The following is a 21,461-nucleotide window of genomic DNA, read 5'->3' as shown; positions in this document are numbered from 1 at the left end:
GGGCCCAGGCCCTCTACGAGGGGCACGGCGACCAGCGGGACATCGACTCCTACGGCTAGATCAAGCCGCTCTGAGCCCCTGACCGGTCCGGTTTCGAGTCCAGAGTTCGGCATTATTCAGCGGGTGCATGGTGGCAAAACATCCATACACAGCATGAATAAAGGCGACCCCGGGTCGCCTTTGTCACATCAGGGGCTCTGCCTAGAGCCGGAAGCGGCCTATCTCCTGCTCCAGCCGCTCGGTCAGGGACTTGAGCTCGGCGGCCTGGGCGGCCTCCTCCTTCGCCTGCGCCGCCAGCGTCTGGGAGACATGGCGGATGTTCTCGGTGTTACGGCTGATCTCGCCGGTGACCGAGGTTTGCTCCTCCGCCGCCGCCGCTATCTGGGTCGCCATGTCGCTGATGGCGCCTATGGCCTCGTTGATCCGCGCCAGGCTCTGGTTGGCGGCCTCCGCATCCTCCACGCTGGTGCCCGCCAGCTGGCGGCTGGTCTCCATGCCCCCCACGGCCCGGCGCGTGGTCTGCTGCAGGGCCTCGATCATCTGCTGGATCTCGGCGGTGGAGTCGTGGGTGCGGCGCGACAGCACTCTCACCTCGTCCGCTACCACGGCGAAGCCGCGCCCCTGCTCCCCGGCCCGGGCCGCCTCGATGGCGGCGTTCAGTGCCAGCAGGTTGGTCTGCTCGGCGATGCCGCTGATGGTCGCCAGGATGCCGCTGATCTTCTGGGCATGACCATCCAGCTCATGAATGGTCTGGCTGGCGTCGGCCACCTCCCCTGCCAGGCCGCTGATGCTGCGCTGGCTCTGGCCGACCTGGGACTGACCGGCCACGGCCAGCCTGACCGCATCGCCGGAGGTGGTGGCAGCAAACTCGGCGTTGCCGGCGATCTCCTGGGTGGCAGACGCCATCTCGGTCACCGCGGTCGCCACCATGACGATCTCGTCCTGCTGCTCGCGCACCCGCTGGCTGCGAGCCTCTGCCCCCGCCGCCTGGGTCCGCGACTGGGCCGCCAGTTCGACGGTGACATCCCGCAACCGGCTGACGATGCCGTGCAGCCGGGCCACGAACAGGTTGAAGTTCTGGGCCAGCAGCCCCACCTCGTCCTTGCTGTGGGCCGCGATCTGCACGGTGAGATCCCCCTCGCCGTGGGCTATGTCGGCCAGAGCCTTGGAGACCCGGCCAAGATCGGCAAAGAGGTAGTTGAACATGGCGATGAGCAGGGCGCTGAACACCAGCAGCAGCACCAGGGTCAGCCCCACCAGCTGCCACAGCAGGCTGGCGAAGGGCGCTTCCAGCACATCCTTGTACATCACCATGGCCAGCAGCCAGTCGGTGCCTGGCACCCCCTGCACCGACAGCAGCACCTCACGCCCCGCTATGGTGGCGATGTGCAGCTCGCCGTCCCGGCTCCAGCCATCGAGGGTAGCCCCCGTGAGGCCGGGGGCCAGCTCGGCCACTTGTTTCAGGGCCAGCTCCTTCTGCGGGTGACCGACGATGAGGCCGGAGCTGTCCAGCAGCATGGCGTAGCCCTCCCCCTGCACCTTCATGGCCAGCACCTCGTCGATCAGGGCATCCAGGGAGAGATCCGCCCCGGCCACCCCGATCACCTGGCCCTGATGACTCACCGGCTCCGCCAGGGTCACCACCATCTGCTGCATGGTCACGCTGACGTAGGGCGCGGTGACGATCAGCTTGCCCGCCTTGCTGGCGCTCTGATACCAGGGGCGCACCCGGGGATCGTAGTTGGCGGTGTTGAGGGAGGGATCGTGACGGGTCATGGCCCCTTGTGCCGAGCCGAAATAGGTGAGGCCGAAGCCGCCGGAGGTGCGGGTCTGCAGCAGATGCGGCACCAGGGTCGCCTCGGGATTGTCGGCAATGACGGCGGCCAGGGCATCGACCGCGTGCTTGCGATCCGCCATCCAGTTGCCGATGGCCACCGAGTGGGCGTGACCATAGTTGACCGCCTCGCTCTGGATGGCGCTCAGGGTCCGTGATTTGAGGGTGTGGAAGGCGACTATGCCGAGCAGGGCAGCCATCAGCAGCACTACCCCCAGGCTGGTCGCGAGCAGCTTGCCGCGCAACGAGAGTGTCATGACTACAAATCCTTGTGGTGACAGGAGGCCAGGAATACCCCCATATTGGTAGGTGATATCGGCGGCAGCACCACTGGACTTTAGTGAATCCTTTTAATTTCTTCTTTATCAACAGCTGAAGATGCTGTGCATGTCGCCGCGACCTCAGCCGCCGGGCACCGACATCCAGAGGCCGCCCGCAGGCGGCACCAGTGTCAGCAACGACATGGCGCCAGGGCGACCAGCGAGGGTGAGCGAACCCAAGGGGCGGATAGGCAAGGACAAGAGAAGTGAGTCGCGCGAAGCGCGTCAGGGGTCGCTGGCGAGCGGCGCAGCAGAAGGGTTCAGGGATCGCAGAAATGCGAAAGGCCAGCTCAATGAGCTGGCCTTTCTGAAAATGGCAGGGGCGGCAGGACTCGAACCCGCAACCATCGGTTTTGGAGACCGCTGTTCTACCAATTGGAACTACGCCCCTGCAACAAACGAGGCGAATTATACAAAGCCGGGATCAAAGGTAAAGGCTTTTTTTCTCACTTTCGATGCGATCGAACAATTCACGAGCAAATCGCGGCAATTCCCGCAACCAGCCGGGGTAACTTGCTGTATTTGCAGTCCCGCCGGGGTAGGAATGGGGCATAAATGGGGGTAGGGTGAAACCAGCTACAGGGAGGTCGTTCATGCTCAATTACCGCCTGCTTCAACAACTTGCGCCCCTCAACTTCCGGGATGAGCGCAAAACCGAGTCCCTACCAGACTATCTCGAGCGGGTCTCTCCCCTGGTGCCTTTCATTCCCCAAAATGTGCTGACGCAATGGATTTACCGCCATTGGCGCGGTTTTGAGTCCAACTGGAGCTTTATCGACCTCGCCCGCCACCACTTCGAGTGCGAAGCCTGGGACACGGCCAAGGTCGTGAGCCAGATAGGCTCCCGCCATATGGAGGTGATCGAGCGCTGGGGCGAGATGCTGCGCAGCAACCGCTATGTGCGCCGCTCCTGGCTCGGCGAGGACATGCTGAGCCGGGGCACCTGGTCAGAGCCCATCATAGTGCTCGCCCCCGAGCCCGGCGGCCATTATCCGGACGGCCAACCCCTGCCGCAGCCATATTGCCTGCTGGAGGGGCACCACCGACTCGGCTATCTGCGCAGCATGGCCGAAGATGGCCTGCCGTTGCAGAGTGAGCACCAGGTCTGGATTTGTCGACCCGTTCGCGACACTCAAACGTTTTTACCGGCAAATCCTGCCTCTGAAATAAATTTTTGACAATTCAAAAACCAGCCCTATAATCTGTCCGGTTTTGAAAAAGGTCGGGACAGGACGATGCCGTTTTTGATGAAAAAAGCAGCCTTGCAGACGGGTGGAGCGCACCAGAGCGGCCCCGTTGTTTCCGGTTTCCGACCCACAGATCCCCAGTTGTTTTTAAAAAGAGCCCCTGTTTCAGGGGCTTTTTTTTGTGCCAGAAAAACCTTCATTGATGTCAAAGGGAATGCAGACGATGACCAATCCACTCTATAACAAACACGTCATCTCCATCTCGGACCTGACCCGGTCCGACATGGAACTGGTGGTCGCCACCGCTCAGCGGTTGAAGGCCGAACCCGACACCCGCCTGCTGAAAGACAAGCTGGTCGCCAGCTGCTTCTTCGAGGCCTCTACCCGCACCCGTCTCTCCTTCGAGACCGCGGTACAGCGCCTCGGCGGCAACATCATCGGCTTCGCCGACGGCGGCAACACCAGCGCCAAGAAGGGCGAGACCCTGGCCGACTCCATCAAGATCATCGGCTCCTATGCCGATGCGGTGGTGATGCGCCACCCGAAGGAGGGCGCCGCCCGTCTGGCCTCCGAGTTCTCCCGGGTGCCTGTCATCAACGGCGGTGACGGCTCCAACCAGCATCCGACCCAGACCCTGCTCGACCTCTTCTCCATCCACGAGACCCAGGGCAAGCTGGACGGCCTCAACGTGGCCTTCGTCGGTGACCTCAAGTACGGCCGCACCGTCCACTCCCTGGCCCAGGCCCTGAGCCTGTTCAACTGCCGCTTCTTCTTCATCTCACCGGAAGCCCTGGCGATGCCGGACTACCTCTGCGAAGAGCTGGAGGAGAAGGGCATTCAGTTCAGCGTCCACGAGACCATGGAAGAGGTGATGCCGGAGCTCGACATCCTCTACATGACCCGAGTTCAGAAAGAGCGCTTCGACGAGACCGAATACAAGCACATGGCCGCCAAGTTCGTGCTGGAGCTGGCGACCCTGGAAGGGGCCAAACCCACCATGAAGATCCTGCATCCCCTGCCCCGGGTCGACGAGATCGAGGTCGCCGTCGACAAGACCCCCCACGCCTACTACTTCCAGCAGGCGGAAAACGGGGTCTATGCACGCCAGGCGCTGCTGGCACTGGTACTGAACGAAACCGTCTAAGGGAAAAGGGGAACATCATGTCCGAGAAGAACCAACTGCAAGTCGAAGCCATCCGTCACGGCTCCGTCATCGACCACGTCCCCGCCGGCCAGGGCATCAAGATCCTCAAGCTGTTCCAGCTGATCGAGACCCAGGAGCGGATCACCGTCGGCTTCAACCTCAAATCCGGCGCCCTGGGCAAGAAGGATCTCATCAAGATCGAGAACACCCGCCTGACCGAACAGCAGGCCAACCAGCTGGCGCTGTTTGCCCCGACCGCGACCGTAAACATCATCGAAGACTTCGCCGTGGTGAAGAAGCACCAGCTGAAGCTGCCGGAGTTCATCGCCGGGGTGTTCCACTGCCCCAACTCCAACTGCATCTCCCACAACGAGCCGGTGGACAGCTATTTCCGGGTGCGCGAAGTGAAGGGCGCGGTGCGCATGAAGTGCAAATACTGCGAGAAGTCCTTCACCCAGGACATCGTCAGCGAGCGCTATTGATACTCTGTCGGGCCCTGCGGGGCCCATTTTTGACCCCTGTCACATCACTTATTCCCCCTTTGGTTATAATTTGCCATCTCGCAACGGCTAGACATCGCTCATCACCTACCGAAATGCTCGTCATCAGTGTTTTTCGCTATGAAAAACAGGCGTGACAGACTGAGCGCCATAGCCATCTGTCATCGTCAAAGGAAGTCGCCATGGTCAAGACCCTCAGTCGCCCCCCGGAACAGGAGTCCGACCTGGCCCAGCTCGATGCCTGCCGCCAGATCATCGGCCAGCACTGCTACAGCACCCAGGAAGAGATCCGCCGCGAGCTGGCGGAGCGCGGCTTCGCCGACATCAGCCAGTCCACCATCTCCCGTCTGCTGCGCCGCCTCGGCGTCGCCAAGGCCCAGAATGCCAATGGCAAGAAGGTCTACACCCTGGTGGACGATCAGCTGGAACCCGCCGGCAGCACTCGCTCCGTGCACGACATGGTGCGCGCAGTGGTGCACAACCAGCAGATGGTGCTGGTACACACCACCCCGGGGGCCGCGACCGTGGTGGCCCGCCTGCTGGATCGCCACGCCGATCCCGAGATCCTGGGGGCCGTCGCCGGCAACGATGTGGTGCTGATAGCCCCGCGCCACATCAGTCGCACCCGCCAGGCCCATGCCGCCGTGGTGCGTACCCTGGAGCAGGCGCGCTAAGCCAGCCCCGAATGCAGCAAGGCGACCCCTGGGTCGCCTTTTTATTGCCTGTCATCTAGGCCATAAAAAAACGGGAGCCCGCAGGCTCCCGTTGTGTCTTGCTGGTCATCCCTTATGAGAGCAGGGCCCCCAGGCTCAGGCAGACCACGATCAGCACAGTCAGTATGCCGAGCAGCGGTGCCACCCACTTCAGCCAGCGCACATAAGGCACCTTGGCGATGGCCAGGCCACCCATGACCACGGCTGAGGTCGGGGTCACCAGGTTCACCAGACCGGAGGCGGATTGGTAAGCGGTCACCACCAGCTCGCGGCCCACGTTGGCGAAGTCGGCAAGGGGCGCCATGATCGGCATGGTCAGCACCGCCAGACCGGAGGAGGACGGCACCAGGAAGGAGAGCACCACTTCCAGCACGAACATCACGTTGATGAACACCACTGTGGAGAGGCCGGTCACTATGCCTTCCGCGCTGTTCAATATGGTGTGGGTGATCATGCCGTTGTCCATCACCACCACTATACCGCGGGCGATACCTATGATGAGGGCCACGCCGAGCAGGTCACGGGCACCGTCGATGAAGTTGGAGGTCAGCTCCTCCTCGCTCATGCGGGAGATGAGGCCGACTATGATGGCGGCGGCCAGGAAGACACCGGAGATCTGCGCCATCCACCAGCCGAGCACGGCCACCCCGTAGATCATCACGGCGAAGGCGGCGACGAAGATACCCAGCACTATCTTGCGGGTCAGGGTGAACTCCAGCATCTGGTCGCTCTTGTTGCCGAGGAAGTGGGCACGGTTCTCATCCCACTTGTCGGCCACCAGGGACTTGCTGGGGTCGTTGCGCACCATCTTGGCGTAACGCATCACATAGGCCACGCACAGCAGCCAGCCGGCCACCAGCATGGCGACCCGCAGCCAGATGCCGTCGGTGAAGGAGATGCCGGCCGCGTTGGCGGCAATCACGGTGGCGAAGGGGTTGATGGTGGAGCCCAGCGTCCCTATACCAGCGCCGAGCAACACTGTCGCGGCGGCGACCACGGGGTCGAAGCGGGCGGCCATCATCACGGGCACCAGCAGGGTGTAGAAGGGCAGCGACTCTTCCGCCATGCCGTAGATGGTGCCCCCTGCGGCGAACAGCGCCATCAGGATCGGGATCATCCACTCCTCGCGGCCACGCAGACGATCGGTGACGCGCTCGATACCGGCATCGATGGCGCCGGTCTTGGTCACAATGCCAAGGAAGCCGCCGATGATCAGGATGAAGAGGGAGACGTCGATGGCGCCTGCCTCATAGGTGTCGTGGTTGTAGAGACCGTCGATGGGTGCCAGCAGCACGTCGACGATGCCCTGGGGATTGGCCTCTACCAGCTTGTAGGTGCCAGCCACCGGCACTTCCTTGCCGAGGGCTTCATTCATTACCATGTCGTATTTGCCGGCCGGCACTATCCAGCTCAGGGCGGCCACCAGGGCGATCAGCACAAACAATATGGTGTAGGCTGACGGGAACTTGAATTTGGTCATGGTCCAGCTTCCTTCTGTGGTGCGGTATCCATGTATCTGCGGGTCGTAGGGTTAGAGGTGTTATGCCGCCGTCACATGGTCGAAAAGCCGGGGGTCACCCCCCGGCACCACTACTGCGACCTTAGTCGCCCAGCGTAGCCACCATCACTGCCTTGATGGTGTGCATCCGGTTTTCGGCCTCGTCGAAGACTATGCTGTGCTCGGATTCGAACACGTCCTCGGTCACTTCCAGACCCTTCATGCCATATTTGTCAGCCACTTCCTTGCCCATGGTGGTCTCATCGTTGTGGAACGCCGGCAGGCAGTGCATGAACTTCACATCCGGGTTCTTGGTGGCGTTGATGACGTCCATGTTGATCTGATAGGGGGTCATCAGTTTCACCCGTTGATCCCAGGCTTCCTTCGCTTCACCCATGGAAACCCAGACGTCGGTGTAGAGGAAGTCGGTACCCAGCACGCCCTCTTTCACGTCTTCGGTCAGGTGAATGCGCGCACCGGTTTCTTCGGCGATCTGGCGGCACTTGGCGACCAGCTCTTCTTCCGGCCAGAAGGCCTTGGGGGCAACCAGGCGGATGTCCATGCCCATCTTGGCGGCGCCGACCATCAGGGAGTTGCCCATGTTGTTGCGGGCATCACCCAGGTAGGCGAACTTGATCTGATCCAGACGCTTGCCCTTGCCGTGCTCCAGCATGGTCATGAAGTCCGCCAGGATCTGGGTCGGGTGGAATTCGTTGGTCAGACCGTTCCAGACCGGTACACCGGCATGGGCGCCCAGCTCTTCGACTATCTCCTGACCGAAGCCACGGTATTCGATGCCGTCATACATGCGGCCCAGTACACGGGCGGTGTCCTTCATGGACTCCTTGTGACCGATCTGGGAACCGCTTGGGCCGAGGTAGGAGACCTGGGCGCCCTGGTCGAAGGCCGCCACTTCAAAGGCACAGCGGGTACGGGTGGAAGTCTTCTCGAAAATCAGGGCGATGTTCTTGCCGGTCAGGTGTTTGCGCTCATAGCCACCGTATTTGGCTTTTTTCAGGTCGATGGCCAAGTCGATCATGTATTGGATTTCGCGTGGGGTGAAGTCCAGCAGTTTCAGGAAGTTACGGTTACGCAGATTAAAAGCCATGATGAGTTCTCTCTATATTTGTGTCAGACCAATTCGGGCAGTGTTGTTAACTACGCAGTGATTCAACGACTCAAGCATTCACGGTATGGGTGGCGACTATATTGGTGCCAGCTTCCCCCTTGAGGATGGCGAGGCCATCTTCCAGGGAACCGATCCCGACCATGCCGCCGGTTGCCTTGACGAATTCGCAGGAGGCTTCGACCTTGGGCCCCATGGAGCCGGCATCGAACTTGACGCCAGCCAGTTCATCCGGGCTGGTGACCCGCAGCGGGTGCTGGGTCGGCTTGCCCCAATCCAGGTAGACGGCATCGGCGTCGGTCAGGATCAGCAGGGCATCGGCCTTGATCTGTCTGGCCAGGTAGGCGGCGGACATGTCTTTGTCGATCACCGCTTCGATGCCGGTCAGGCACTGGCCATCCCAGGTCACCGGAATGCCGCCACCACCGGTACAGATGATGAGGTGGCCCTGGGCGATCAGGGTTTCGATGGCGTCGCCTTCGACGATGCGCTGGGGCAGCGGGGACGGCACCACGCGGCGGAAGAACTTGCCGTCGGCCTTGACGCTCCACTGCTTCTCGGCCGCCAGGGCGCGGGCTTCGGCTTCCTCATAGACGGGGCCGATGAACTTGGTCGGATTGGCGAAGGCGGGATCCTCAGGATCGACCTGCACCTGGGTCAGCAGCGCGGTGACGTTGCGGCTCGGCATCAGGTTTTTCAGCTCCTGGATCAGCATGTAGCCGATCATGCCCTGGGACTCGGCGCCCAGCACATCCAGGGGATAGGGAGATACCTTGGTATAGGCGCTGTTCTGCAGAGCCAGCAGGCCGACTTGCGGGCCGTTGCCGTGTACCAGCACCACGTTGTACTCCTCGGCGATCCGGGCGATGGTCTTGGCGGCGGTCGCTATGTTCTTGCGCTGGATGTCGGCTTCAAGGGGCTCGCCACGACGGAGCAGGGCATTGCCACCCAGGGCGACGACGACAGTTGGTTTTTTCATGAGTGTTACTCTCGAGTCTTGGTGTGTGTGGCGCCAGCCTCTGCCGGCGCCACGCCGTCTTGTCAGATGCCGTCACGTTCCATCGGGCAGCTCATGCAGCGGGCGCCGCCGCGACCACGTCCCAGCTCTTCACCCGGGATGGGCAGCACTGTGATGCCGGCCTTGTCGTACTTCTCGTTGGTGTAGGTGTTGCGTTCATAACCCACCACCACGCCGGGACGCACCGTCAGCACGTTGTTGGCATCGTTCCACTGCTCGCGCTCGGCCTCGAAGCTGTCACCACCTGTGGTGATGAGCTTGAGCTGATCCACACCCAGCGCCTTCTCGATGGCGGTGACGAAGTAGCCCTCTTCCTTGATGTTCATGCCGGTGGCGCCGCCCGGAGTCAGGCTCCAGCAATTCACATCCTTGCGGATGACCTCCGGATAGACGGAGAAGGTGTCTATGTCCATGTGGGTCATGACGGTATCCAGGTGCATGCAGCTGCGGTGTTTCGGCAGTTGCATGGCGATGACCTGTTTGGCCTGACCGTGCTTGAACAGGCCGCGGGCCAGGTGTTCCACCCCTTGCGGCGTGGTGCGCTCGGACATGCCGATGAGCACGGCGCCACGGCCGATGACCAGGACATCCCCCCCTTCGATGGTGGAGTTGTCGTAGTCACGATCCTCGTCACCGAAGTACTTGATGAAGTCCTGACCGGCGAACTGCGGGTGCCAGCGGTAGATGGCCTTCACATGGTTGGTTTCGCGGCGACGGGCGGCCTTGGCCATGGGGTTGATGGAGACGCCACCGTAAACCCAGCAGGAGGTATCACGGGTAAAGAGGTGGTTGGGCAGCGGCTCTATGATGAAGTCGGTCGGAGCGTGCATGCCCACTACCATGTTGACGCCGCTGAAGGGCATCTCTGAGTAGGTCAGGCCACCGGAGAGGATGCGGGCCAGCTCGCGGTGCGGCATGTCAGCCAGGAAGCAGCGCACGTCATTGGCCAGTGCGGTGCCGAGGCGATAATCGGAGACCTGGTGTTGCAGCAGCCAGGCTTTGGCTTCCGGCACATCCAGGGTTTCGGCCAGCAGGTTGGTCAGCAGGAAGACTTCGACATTCTGATCGCGCAGTACCTGAGCGAATTTGTCGTGCTCCTGACCGGCACGTTCAACGGACAGGACATCGTCGAACAGCAGATCCTGGCAGTTGGAAGGGGTCAGGCGCTTCAGACTGAGGTTGGGGCGGTGCAGCATGACGCGGCGCAATTGGCCAACTTCAGAACCTACATAAAATTTGCTCATGATTATATTCCGTCTAGCAGTGGTCCCTGCGAGTGATTGAATAGATTCCTTCTATTCTGGCTCGTGGCTAAGGCGGGATATTCTTTATGTAGGGTACTCGGCTTGTGTTCTATCCTGCCCTTGCCTTTCGTGACAGAGGTTAGGACTAGCAATCACCACAAACTTAGACATTGATCACATTCACTCGAGACTGAATAAAATCAGGAGTTAATTTATGATGGAGTTTACATAAATGACATTTACTCATTAACGCCTGCCGCATAACGACGCAATAAGGGCAGGTTTTATTTCACCAAGATACCGTTTTCATTCATGCCAGATATCTACAAATGGATATGAACAATTAAAAATAATCAATAAAATCATTGGCATGGATGGATTTTATTTTTTGTTTGAATTTTATACGCTCATCCATGCATTTATCCTCATAAATACTCCCGCCACTCACCACATAAATAGTCATCTTCATCCCTTCGCCTGAATAATCCATCTCTTGTCCCAGATCATGGCATCGGCGCCAACCCGCACGGGCAGCCCTCCGTATCAGGGTGCTCATCGCATCTCCTTTATATGGATATGCATTCTGAGCGCATCCTGGCGATGCTTTTCTCACCAGCGCCATTGCATCCCGGTTTTAAAGTTTTTTCATTAGTTGAATTTATTGCGCCACCTTGCGCCACTCCCGGGTTCGCCTTAACTCAGAAAGTGATCAGGATCACGCTATTTTCTATCACCAAGGAGATAACCATGAAGATCAAATCGCTGTTTCTACTGGTCGCCCTGGTTCTGCCCATGGCCCCGACCCTGGTTCAGGCCCAAGGTGCTCCCGCCATACCGCTGGTGGTGTGCCATGTTGACCAGTCCCCCCAGAAGCTGCTCCCCGCCTATCTGTGCCAACAGCATGGCGGCCAGCAGCACCATTGATACTGCCCCCAGGGGGAGGACTCCTCCTCCTGGGTTGTCAGTTCCCCACACCGGCATACCCCTCCCCCGATAAGCCCGCTCCTTCTAGCCGCTTCCGGCCAGCAACCCCATGCAACCCTCTGTGTTCCCCCCTCAACCCGTCCTGGCACAGGTGCCTCTGACCCTGGATGCTGACGGCCCCGGCTCGCCTATCTGCGATCGACTCTGACCCTGGTGACTTTTCTGAACCTCAGTTAAACGAGCCGTGAGACATTCGCCATAGAAGGTGTAAGCCAAGCGCCTCAAAAATTCTCGCCATAGTCGGAAGATAGGAGCAAAAAAACCGCACTTAAAAACAGCAATGATATGATTTATAACGAAATAACATCATTATCATTTCTCGAGAAACGAGTTTCGAAAAAACGTTTTTCAACATGCCGTTGTCGTCCCCCGGGAAATCCTTATAGTTACTCCTGCACGGACGCAATGAAGTCGGTCAGGAAGACTGGCTGCCAGGGTTGGGCAAATGGACTCACCACAGGATGTGGTAAAGGACACCTCCCAGGACGGAGAAAGTGCGACGGGAACGGATGACTCGTCAGGCCATGATGGCTAAAGGACACCCCAAAGGATTGGGAAGGGGAAACCTAAAGGAAGAGGTATAGTCAGGGATTGCAGGGAGCAACTTCGTTCAAGGATATGAGCGATAAGACTATCGGGGGCGACGCAAGTCGCCCCCATCTTTTTTGGGCATTTTTCACGTTTTTCTACAGATCTGTCACCCCGGTGCCAACGGCCAGGGTGCCCACGACCAGTCCCACCGACCTTACTCCAGTCGGAAGTGTCCCACTATCTCCCGCAGCCTGTCATAGGTGTGCTGCATTGAAGTCGAACTCTCCACAGTCCGCTCACCATTGCCCTTGAGCTGGGTGATCACCTCGGCGATGGCGCTCATGTTGCGGTTGATCTCCTCGGCCACCGCACTCTGCTGCTCCGCCGCTGTCGCGATATGACTGATGAGATCGTTGATCTCCACCACTTCCCCCGCCATCAGATCCAGCGACGCATTCACCTTGCTGGTATTCTCTGCCGCATCCTGACAGCTCTGCCGGGTGTTGCCCATGGCGGCCACCACAGTCTGGGTCCCCCGCTGCAACCGGGTCAGCATGGTCTGGATCTCGGCCGTGCTCTGCTGGGTGCGGCCCGCCAGGGAGCGCACCTCATCGGCCACCACGGCAAAGCCGCGCCCCTGCTCGCCGGCCCGGGCGGCCTCGATGGCAGCGTTGAGGGCCAGCAGGTTGGTCTGCTCGGCGATGCCGCCGATGACCCCGAGGATGGAGCCAATCTGCTGCACATCCTGCTGCATGGCGGCGATGGAGTGGGCCGTGGTTTCCACCTCCGTCACCAGGGCGGTCACGCTGGCCATGGCCTGATCCACCACCCGGCGCGACTGGCTCGCGAGCTGCTGGCTCTGGCCGGTCAGCTGGGCCGTGCTGGCGGCGCTCTCCGATACCGAGACGGCAGTACGGCTCATCTCGTTGATGGCGGTGACCACCTGTTCGGTCTCTCGCACATGCTCGGCCAACAGCCCCTGGGCGGAGCCCGTCTGCCTGGCCAGACCCGAGATCCCTTCGTTGAGCTGGCCGCTGGCTTCCCGTACCTCTCCCATCATCTCCTGCAGCCGCTCGATGAAGCGGTTGATGCCGGCCGAGATCTGGCCGAGATCATCCGTACTGGTCACCGTCAGGCGGCGGGTCAGATCGCCGCTGCCCCGGGACAGCTCCTGCACCAGATCACGCAGGGAGAGGATGGGGCGGTAGGCCAGGTTGAGGGCCACCATGGAGATCACCAGCACCAGGGCCGCGACCCCGAGCAGGGCCAGGGTGATCTTGCCGTTGAGCGCCTGGGTCATGGACCGGATGTAATCGAGGTCAACATAACCGGTCAGGAGCCACTGGCTGCCACGGATATCCAGCTGGTTGGGGCGAGACTCGCTCTCTCCCTGTGGCTTGCTGCTGTAGAGCACCTGGCCCTGACTGTCCGCGAGGGAGAAGTAGCGCCCCTCCCCGCTTACCTTCGCCAGCAGCGCCTTGAACTCGCTCATGTCGAGGTAATAGAGGTAGGCGGAATCGGCACCCCGGGGCACCAGGATGGAGATGACCGGCTTGCCGTCCAGCTGCTCCAGCGAGCTGACGGTGATCTGGTTGTTGGCGGCGGGGATCAGCTTGCGCAGGGCTTCAACCCTGGCCTTGTCGTCGATGACCCCGTTCACGTCGAACGCCATGTCGCCGATCAGCTTGACGATGTTGTGAAAGCCGGTCTCCTGCAGCGCCTTCTTGACGCTGGTCACCCCGAGGTTGAGGTTCGCCGCCAGCAGCACCTTCTGGTTGATGTCACCGGCCAGCTTCTCCTTGACCAGGGTGATCTGCTCGTTGATGTTCTGGGTCGCCTGGGTGCGGATATAGCCACTGATGAAGTGATTGACGCTGAACCAGGCGGTACCGATGGTGACCAGGATGGCGAGCAGCAGCAGAACGTTGATTTTGACTTTGAATGGCATGGGGTGGGTCCCTCCAAGTAGAAAGGGCCGGAACATGTCCGACCCTCTCTGCCAATGCTTACTTCTTCTTGGCGTACTTCATGGAGTCCAGGGCCACGGCAAGAATGATGATGCCGCCCTTGATGATGAACTGCCAGTAGGGGCTGACCCCTATGTAGGTCAAGCCGTAGTTGATCAGGGTGAAGATGAGCACCCCAGTGATGACACCGGCGACAGTCCCCACACCACCGGCAAAGGAGACACCGCCCACCACGCAGGCCGCGATGGCATCGAGTTCATACATGAAGCCGAGGTTGTTGGTGGCGCTGCCGATGCGGCCCGCTTCCAGCATGCCGCCGAAGGCGTAGAAGACGCCGGCCAGGGCGTAGATCATCACCAGGTTGACGGCCACGTTGACACCGGAGACCTTGGCGGCTTCCGGGTTGCCGCCGATGGCGAAGATGTTCTTGCCAAAGCGGGTCTTGTTCCACAGCACCCAGACGAAGACGCTGGCGATGGCCGCGTAGAAGGTGAGATACGAAAGCTTGAACCCCCCTATCCGGATAAAGCCCTGCGCGAAGCTGGAGAAGCGGGGGTCGAAGCCGGCCACCGGGGAGGCACCTACAGAGTCAAAGTAGAGGGAGTTGATGCCGTAGACGATGATCATGGTGCCCAGGGTGGTGATGAAGGGCGTCACGTTCAGGTAGGCAACAATCAGGCCGTTGACCAGACCGATCAGGGCTCCCACAGCGCACACCAGCAGGATCACCGCCGGAATGGGCACTTCACCCAGACTGGGGAACACCTTGTTGACGTTGGTCAGCGCCTGCAGCATGGTGGCCGCGATCAGCGCCGCCAGACCGACCTGACGACCGGCCGAGAGATCCGTACCCTGGGTGATGATGATGCCCGCCACCCCGAGGGCTATGATGACCCGCACCGAGGACTGGGTCAGTATGTTGCTGAGGTTGGTGAGGCTGAGGAAGGAGGGCTCCTGGATCACTATGATCATGAGCAACACCAGCAGCACCAGGTAGATGGCGTTCTCTTTGAGCGCCTGCATCAGATTGAAATTTTTAGCCGACTCCATAATGTCTTCCTGTCTTTATAGGTACAGAGATGCCAGGCGCAGGATCTCGCTCTGGTCAGTTTCTTTGGTGTTGACGATCCCCGCGACCCGGCCATTGCTCATGACCATGATGCGATCCGTGATCCCCAGCAGTTCAGGCATCTCGGACGAGATGATGATGATGCCCTTGTCCTTCTTCGCCAGCTCCAGGATGAGCTGATAGATCTCGAACTTGGCGCCCACGTCTATGCCGCGGGTCGGTTCATCCAGCATCAGGATCTCCGGCTGGGTCAGCAGCCAGCGGCCTATGATGACCTTCTGCTGGTTGCCCCCGGAGAGGGAGCCAATCTGTGTCTGCTGGGTCGGTGTCTTGACCCGCATGGAGTCGATGACCCACTGGGTATCGCTCTTCATCTTGTTGTCGCTGAGCAGCCCCATGGATCCCTTGTAGCTGTCCATGTTGGCGATCAGGGAGTTGAAGGCGATATCGAGACGGGAATAGATCCCGGTGGAGCGGCGCTCCTCCGTCACCAGGGCGAAGCCGTTCTGGATCGCCTCGTGGGCGTTGCGATTGGCGACCTCCTTGCCGTGCAACTTGATGACACCGTCGCTGTGATCGCGGATGCCGAACAGGGTCTCGACTATGTCGGTGCGCTTTGCCCCCACCAGACCGGCGATGCCGAGGATCTCCCCCTTGTGCAGGTTGAAGCTCACGTCCTTGATGGAAGGCTGGTTCTTGGCCGTCAGGTGCTCGACTTCGAGGATCACCTCTTTCGGCTGGTTGGTTTTCTCCGGGAAGCGCTGGGTCAACTCACGACCGACCATCATGCCGATGATCTGATCCATGGTCATGCCCTCGAGCGGCTGGGTCGCCACCCACTGGCCATCCCGCAATATGGTGATCTCGTCACAGAGCTGGAAGATCTCTTCCATCTTGTGGGAGATGTAGACGATGCCGCACCCCTTGTCCTTCAACTTGTTGATGATCTTGAAGAGGTGGTTGACCTCTTTCTCGGTCAGGGAGGAGGTGGGTTCGTCCATGATGACGATCTTGGCGTCATAGGAGAATGCCTTGGCGATCTCGATCATCTGCATCTGGGAGACGGAGAGGGTGCCGACCTTGACCCGGGGGTCTATGTCGATGTCCAGCTCGTCGAAGATGCGCTTGGTGTCGTCATACATCTTGCCGTGGTCGATGAACCAGCCCTTGGTGGGATAGCGACCTAGCCACATGTTGTCCATCACGGTGCGTTGCAATACCAGGTTCAGCTCCTGGTGCACCATGGATACGCCATTTTCCAGCGCCTCTTTGGAAGAGGTGAAGTTGACCTCCTCGCCCTTGAAGAAGATCTTGCCCTGATCCTTCTCGTAGATGCCGAACAGGCACTTGAGCAGCGTGGACTTTCCTGCGCCATTCTCGCCCATCAACGCATGCACAGAATGAGGACGGACCCGTAAATTGACATTATCGAGTGCCTTGACGCCAGGAAAGCTCTTACTGACGTCAATCATCTCCAACAGCCATTCTGATTGTTGCCGTGTTGTCATATCAGCCATCACATCTGGTTGAAAAAAGGGCAAGGGGATCTCCCTTGCCCTGGAGGGGGGAATTACTCGAATTGGGACAGGTTGTCTTTATCAACGCCCACGTAGGCAACACGCACGACCTTGTTGTCGATCTTCCAGTTGGTGCCTTCACCGGCCGGCTTGCCTTCAGCCAGGTTCTTGGTCAGCTCGTAGGTGGCCTTGGCCTGGTTGGCCGCATCGTTCAGCACAGTACCCGCCATGGCACCGCTCTTGACCATGGCCAGGGCTTCCGGCAGGGCATCGACGCCGAACACCGGGATGGCGCTCTTGCCCTGGGCTTTCAGGGATTCAACAGCGCCCATTGCCATACCGTCGTTGTTGGCGATGACCACTTCGATCTTGTTGGCGTTGGGGCCGGAGATCCAGGCGTCCATCTTGTCTTTCGCCATGGCGGTATCCCACATACCGGTATCCATGTGCAGCTGCTCTGTCTTGACGCCGCCGTCATTCAGGGTCTTGACGACGTAGGTGGTGCGGGCTTCCGCATCCGGGTGGCCCGGCTCGCCCTTCAGCAGCACGAACTGGATGACGCCGTCCTTGTTCAGATCCCACTCAGGGTGTGCCTTCCAGTGCTTGGCGATCAGCTGGCCCTGGATGATGCCTGACTCCTTGGAGTCGGTACCCACGTAGTAGGCCTTGTCATAGCTGGCCAGGTCGGCCGCGCTCGGTTCCTTGTTGTAGAACACCACGGGGATCTCGTCCGCACGGGCCTTCTCGATCACGACAGGGGCCGCCGCCGGGTCAACCAGGTTGATGGCCAGCGCCTTCACGCCCTTGGCCAGCAGCACGTCGATCTGGTCGTTCTGCTTGGACTGGTCATTCTGGGAGTCATTCATCAGCAGCTCCACACCGGGATTGGCTGCCGCTTCCTTCTCGATGGCCTTGCGCACTACCGCCATGAAGTTGTCGTCATACTTGTAGACGGTGACACCGATACGGGTATCGGCCTGGGCTTGGGCTCCCGCCATCAGTCCCATCAGCAAGGTGGCAACTGTCGTGAGTTTTTTCATTGTTATGCTCCGATCTCTAATATCTGTTTTTGTAGGGAATGCTGTACACCGTTTGAACTGGCGCCAGCCTAATGTAATCAGTTTGTTGTATGGCGGTCTGTGATCATGGCAACAAAATGAAAACGTTTACACTCTGTTACATAGACATAAAACATTTTAAAATCAATCAGATAACCAATTAAAAGACCTTTACGAATCCATTTTCGTCATCGGCGTCAGATTCAGTGTAGAACACAGTTCCAACTGTAACTTCCAGGCGGCAACCAGAATTCGGGTCGCACGCTCTGGCTCCAGGAGTCATCGCCCCCTACACCCATGTGGAAACCATCCAGGCAGAGGTGCAATCCCCCCTGAGCCACCAGATCGGTCTGGTGGCGGGCCTGGGCCAGCTGCTGCTGGCTGTAGCGGCTGACGCTGAAGTGGAACTTGCCCTCCATGCTCACCTCTGCGAGGCGCAGCTGACGGGTATCGCAACGCAACCCGTTGTCGGTCGGGAACACATAGGGGGTGTGCAGGGCCGAGATCGGCAATTGCCAGCGATGGAGGTCGGCGGCAAGCTGACGATCCGGATAGTTCTCGTGGGGACCGCGTCCCAGCCAGCTCACCTCGTCGACCTCGTCGGCCAGCCAGAGCCTGGCCCCGATGCGGGGCAGGGATGGCATATCGGCGGCAACCTCCACCTCTATGCGCAGCGCCATGGCGCCGTCGGCACCGAAGCTGTGATGCCAGCGGGTCAGCAGCCGCAGCGACTCCCCGACGAAGTAACCGTGGGATACGACCAGCGTCCCCTTATCGGGGTTAGCCTCCAGGCCGAGGCAGCGGTGCTGCAGATCATTGAGCCCGGCCTCCTGCCAGCGGGCAATCCAGGCGTTGGGATCCGCGTGATCCGCCTCGCTGGTGCCGATGTCGTTGTCGAGCGGTGCCCGGTAGAAGTGATCGGCGATGGCATCCCGCAGCCGCTCACGGCCCTGTTTCTGCCAGCTGCTGATGCGGCCGCTGGCCTTGTCCAGCCGCCACTCGCTGCCTGCGGCACGCACCAGCCAGTGGTCCGGCTGTTCGCTCAATGAGGCGGGAGCCCGGGTAACAGGCAGGGCCAGAGGGGTCGGCAGCATGCATTGCTGGCGCGCCACCTCGTGATCCGCCCCGGCCCAGGCCGTGGCGGTGGGCTGCACTATGGCCAGCTCCAGCCAGGCCAGGGTGCCTGCGGCAAATCCCGGCAGCCGCTCCAGCAGGGTCAGCGTCACTCTGCCCTGGGGCGCCAGCTCGAGCGGGCACTCACCCTGGCTCAGCACCACACCGTCCTCCAGCAGCTGCCAGCGCAACACCTCGTTGTCCGTGGGGCGGAACAGGTATTCGCTGCGGATCTCGACCCGGAGCGGCTGCCGGCTTTGCAGGGTCAGCATGAAGGGCTGCTGGGCCCGTTTCGCCTCGAACAGGGCGGGATGCGGAGTCCGGTCCGGGAACAGCAGGCCGTTGCAGCAGAACTGGCGATCGTTGGGAATATCGCCGAAGTCACCGCCATAGGCCCAGAAATGGCGGCCATCGTCGGTCTGCTTGTCGAGCCCCTGATCCACCCAATCCCACACGAAGCCGCCCTGCAAGCGGGGATGATCGCGAAACGCCTGCCAGTAGTGGGCGTAGCCCCCCAGGCTGTTGCCCATGGCGTGGGCATATTCGCAGAGGATGAGCGGCCGGGTCTCTTCCGGCAGGCCTATCCACTTGGCCAGCGCCCACTTGGGCACCGCCGGGAAGGGTTGATCCTGATGGGTACGGGCATACATGGGGCAGATGATGTCGGTGGCCGGGGTATCGGCCCCGCCCCCTTCGTACTGGACCGGCCGGCTCGGATCGGCCCGTTTGACCCACTGGTACATGGCGTCGTGGGCCGGGCCATAGCCGGATTCGTTGCCCAGGGACCAGATGATGATGCTGGGGTGGTTGAAGTCCCGCGCTACCATGCGGGTAACCCGCTCCAGGAAGGCGTTGCTCCAGGCGGGATCCTGCGCCAGCCGCCCCATGGGGGTCATGCCGTGGGTCTCCAGGTTCGCCTCGTCCACCACGTAGAGGCCGAGCCGGTCACACAGTTGGTAGAACTCGGGATGGTTGGGGTAGTGGGAGCAGCGCACCGCGTTGAAGTTGTGCTGCTTCATCAGCCGCAGATCCTGCTCCATGGCGGCAGGGGTCACCACATGGCCCAGGGCGGGATCGTGTTCGTGGCGATTGGCGCCGCGGATCAGCAGCGGCTGGCCGTTGACCCTCAGCAGGCCGCCCTTGATCTCCACCGCCCGAAAACCCACATCATGGGCCTCGCTCTCGATGGGCTCGCCCTGCTCATCCAGCAGGGTCAGGGTCAGTCGATAGAGGTGCGGCGTCTCGGCGCTCCACTTGTGCGGCGCCGCTACCTCCAGCCACAGCTCGGCCCTGTCTGGGTAGGCGCCCTTCTCGTCGATGGCGCCTGTGCCGAGCGGCTGGCGCCGATCGGCGATCAGCGTCTCGCCGAAATAGAGCTTGGCCTCCACCGCCAGCCCGGCGCCCTCATTGACCTGCAGCGCCACCTTGAGGCGGGCGTCCCGGTAACAGGCGTCCAGCACTGGGGTCAGCCGCACGTCCAGCAACCGGCGCTCGGGTTTGTGCAGCAGGCTGACGGAGCGGAAGATGCCGCTCATGCGCCACATGTCCTGATCCTCCAGATAGGAGCCATCGGACCAGCGCAGCACCAGCACGGCCAGCCGGTTCGCACCGGCCTGCAGGAAGTCGCCGAGATCGAATTCGGCGGGCAGCCTGCTGTCCTGGGAGTAACCGACCCAGCGGCCGTTGCAGAACAGATGGAAGGCGCTGTCTACCCCATCGAAAATGATGCGGGTCTGGCCGCTGGCCAGCCAGTCGACGGGCAGTGCAAACTCGCGGGAATAGCAGCCAGTGGGATTCTCGGCCGGCACCCGGGGCGGATCGCAGGGGAAGGGGTACTTGATGTTGGTATAGATGGGGCGATCAAACCCCTGCAGTTGCCAGTTGCCGGGCACCCTGATGGGGGTCGCGCCGGGCAGATCCCCGCTCAGCCACTCCTCTGGCACCAGCTCAGGGGCTTCGAAGAAGGAGAAACGCCAGTCGCCATCGAGCAGCATGCGGGAGGGCGAAGGGAGCCCGGCACGGGCATCGGCCTCGCTGCGCCAGCTGAACAAGGGGGTATGGGCAGGCAGACGATTCACCGATGTAATCGCCTGGGTCTGCCAGTCCTGACGGGCCACTATCTCCCTGAGCATTCTTCTCTCTCCCTGCATGAAACAGATAACGCATGCAGTGTAGGGGAGTTTTGCCCGGTGATCGGCGATCTCGCTCACACAGATGTAAACGATTACACTGATTTTGTTAAGTAAAACAGGGTAAAAATAAGATAAATGAAAGTAAAAGATCGCACTGCCGGATAGGCAGGCTGAAACGGGGCGATCCAGACGGGGAAACCGGGGAAAAAGAGAGAGGCTTAGCCTCGAATGGGAACTCTTTAGGCGCATCATCAGAGGCGGCCACTCAACGACCTCCAATCCACCGTCAGAAGACGGCAAGGAGACACAGCCTTCAGAGGCTGGAGGGCCATCGGATGCGATTGTTCAGAGACTGGCGGACGCCATCAAGCGGCAATTGAACAGGGACCTGGGCGTGTAGCGGCGCCTCTGCCCCCCCCCACTCCAGCGCCATGACAACGGCAAATGGGAAGAACGTGAGCCTGTAAACACGCCTCTACCGCCTTCACTCCACCGTCATGACGGCG

The 21,461-nt window shown here is 60.7% G+C and carries 16 protein-coding genes and 1 tRNA gene; 5 read left to right on the top strand and 12 right to left on the bottom strand.

All coding sequences use genetic code 11. The features are described from left to right. Positions 1 to 201: 201 nt before the first annotated feature. Both AB5Y91_RS05970 and AB5Y91_RS05965 read right to left on the bottom strand, forming a co-directional pair. Complete coding sequence (locus AB5Y91_RS05970; RefSeq protein WP_368169285.1) at positions 202 to 2,091, bottom strand: methyl-accepting chemotaxis protein; 1,890 nt, start codon at positions 2,089 to 2,091, stop codon at positions 202 to 204. A gap of 377 nt (positions 2,092 to 2,468) precedes the next feature. Next, positions 2,469 to 2,545: transfer RNA gene (locus tag AB5Y91_RS05965), tRNA-Trp, on the bottom strand. A 202-nt stretch (positions 2,546 to 2,747) separates the two neighbouring features. On the opposite strand from AB5Y91_RS05965, the gene AB5Y91_RS05960 reads away from it, so the two are divergent. The 4 genes from AB5Y91_RS05960 to AB5Y91_RS05945 all read left to right on the top strand — a co-directional run bounded on the left by AB5Y91_RS05960 (position 2,748) and on the right by AB5Y91_RS05945 (position 5,659). Further along, positions 2,748 to 3,332, top strand: a complete 585-nt coding sequence (locus tag AB5Y91_RS05960; protein ID WP_290030631.1) for a hypothetical protein — start codon at positions 2,748 to 2,750, stop codon at positions 3,330 to 3,332. 232 nt (positions 3,333 to 3,564) lie between these two features. Beyond that, positions 3,565 to 4,485 (top strand): aspartate carbamoyltransferase, encoded by a 921-nt coding sequence (gene pyrB / locus AB5Y91_RS05955; protein ID WP_005324450.1) that lies wholly within the window; start codon positions 3,565 to 3,567, stop codon positions 4,483 to 4,485. A gap of 17 nt (positions 4,486 to 4,502) precedes the next feature. Further along, entirely contained in the window at positions 4,503 to 4,967 is a 465-nt protein-coding gene (gene pyrI, locus AB5Y91_RS05950) for an aspartate carbamoyltransferase regulatory subunit (protein ID WP_005324452.1), read from the top strand. 200 nt (positions 4,968 to 5,167) lie between these two features. Beyond that, complete coding sequence (locus AB5Y91_RS05945; protein ID WP_005324454.1) at positions 5,168 to 5,659, top strand: arginine repressor; 492 nt, start codon at positions 5,168 to 5,170, stop codon at positions 5,657 to 5,659. A gap of 112 nt (positions 5,660 to 5,771) precedes the next feature. Here the strand turns inward: AB5Y91_RS05945 and AB5Y91_RS05940 are convergent, their stop codons facing one another. From AB5Y91_RS05940 to AB5Y91_RS05920, 5 genes are all read right to left on the bottom strand, one after another. Beyond that, positions 5,772 to 7,178: a YfcC family protein gene (locus AB5Y91_RS05940; protein WP_025328664.1), complete on the bottom strand. Its 1,407-nt coding sequence runs from the start codon at positions 7,176 to 7,178 to the stop codon at positions 5,772 to 5,774. A 121-nt stretch (positions 7,179 to 7,299) separates the two neighbouring features. Then, on the bottom strand, positions 7,300 to 8,304 hold the full coding sequence (gene argF / locus AB5Y91_RS05935; protein ID WP_042650576.1) for an ornithine carbamoyltransferase: 1,005 nt from the start codon (positions 8,302 to 8,304) through the stop codon (positions 7,300 to 7,302). A 70-nt stretch (positions 8,305 to 8,374) separates the two neighbouring features. Next, entirely contained in the window at positions 8,375 to 9,301 is a 927-nt protein-coding gene (gene arcC / locus AB5Y91_RS05930; protein WP_168236010.1) for a carbamate kinase, read from the bottom strand. A 62-nt stretch (positions 9,302 to 9,363) separates the two neighbouring features. Next, a complete protein-coding gene (gene arcA / locus AB5Y91_RS05925) occupies positions 9,364 to 10,584 on the bottom strand; it encodes an arginine deiminase (RefSeq protein ID WP_106885524.1) in 1,221 nt (406 codons plus the stop codon). 343 nt (positions 10,585 to 10,927) lie between these two features. Then, complete coding sequence (locus AB5Y91_RS05920) at positions 10,928 to 11,140, bottom strand: hypothetical protein (protein WP_139743815.1); 213 nt, start codon at positions 11,138 to 11,140, stop codon at positions 10,928 to 10,930. Between the two features lie 191 nt (positions 11,141 to 11,331). Between AB5Y91_RS05920 and AB5Y91_RS05915 the strand changes: the two genes are divergently transcribed. After that, positions 11,332 to 11,508, top strand: a complete 177-nt coding sequence (locus AB5Y91_RS05915) for a hypothetical protein (protein ID WP_163137515.1) — start codon at positions 11,332 to 11,334, stop codon at positions 11,506 to 11,508. An 805-nt stretch (positions 11,509 to 12,313) separates the two neighbouring features. On the opposite strand, the gene AB5Y91_RS05910 is transcribed toward AB5Y91_RS05915, so the two are convergent. The 5 genes from AB5Y91_RS05910 to AB5Y91_RS05890 form a co-directional block, all read right to left on the bottom strand. Beyond that, the gene (locus tag AB5Y91_RS05910) at positions 12,314 to 14,047 is read right to left on the bottom strand and encodes a methyl-accepting chemotaxis protein (protein ID WP_368169284.1); all 1,734 of its coding nucleotides are present in this window, start codon (positions 14,045 to 14,047) and stop codon (positions 12,314 to 12,316) included. Between the two features lie 58 nt (positions 14,048 to 14,105). Further along, on the bottom strand, positions 14,106 to 15,116 hold the full coding sequence (mglC, locus tag AB5Y91_RS05905; protein ID WP_025328670.1) for a galactose/methyl galactoside ABC transporter permease MglC: 1,011 nt from the start codon (positions 15,114 to 15,116) through the stop codon (positions 14,106 to 14,108). 15 nt (positions 15,117 to 15,131) lie between these two features. Next, on the bottom strand, positions 15,132 to 16,652 hold the full coding sequence (gene mglA / locus AB5Y91_RS05900) for a galactose/methyl galactoside ABC transporter ATP-binding protein MglA (RefSeq protein ID WP_041206573.1): 1,521 nt from the start codon (positions 16,650 to 16,652) through the stop codon (positions 15,132 to 15,134). 53 nt (positions 16,653 to 16,705) lie between these two features. After that, positions 16,706 to 17,692 carry a galactose/glucose ABC transporter substrate-binding protein MglB gene (gene mglB, locus AB5Y91_RS05895; protein ID WP_111910882.1) on the bottom strand — a complete coding sequence of 329 codons (987 nt, stop codon included), beginning with the start codon at positions 17,690 to 17,692 and terminating at the stop codon, positions 16,706 to 16,708. Between the two features lie 221 nt (positions 17,693 to 17,913). Continuing rightward, a complete protein-coding gene (locus tag AB5Y91_RS05890) occupies positions 17,914 to 20,955 on the bottom strand; it encodes a beta-galactosidase (protein WP_368169283.1) in 3,042 nt (1,013 codons plus the stop codon). Positions 20,956 to 21,461 lie beyond the last annotated feature (506 nt).

Origin of the sequence: Aeromonas sp. R4-3 (genome assembly GCF_040908275.1) — a bacterium.
In the GTDB taxonomy this organism is placed as follows: domain Bacteria; phylum Pseudomonadota; class Gammaproteobacteria; order Enterobacterales; family Aeromonadaceae; genus Aeromonas; species Aeromonas rivipollensis.
This window is presented reverse-complemented; position numbering and strand designations above follow the sequence as displayed.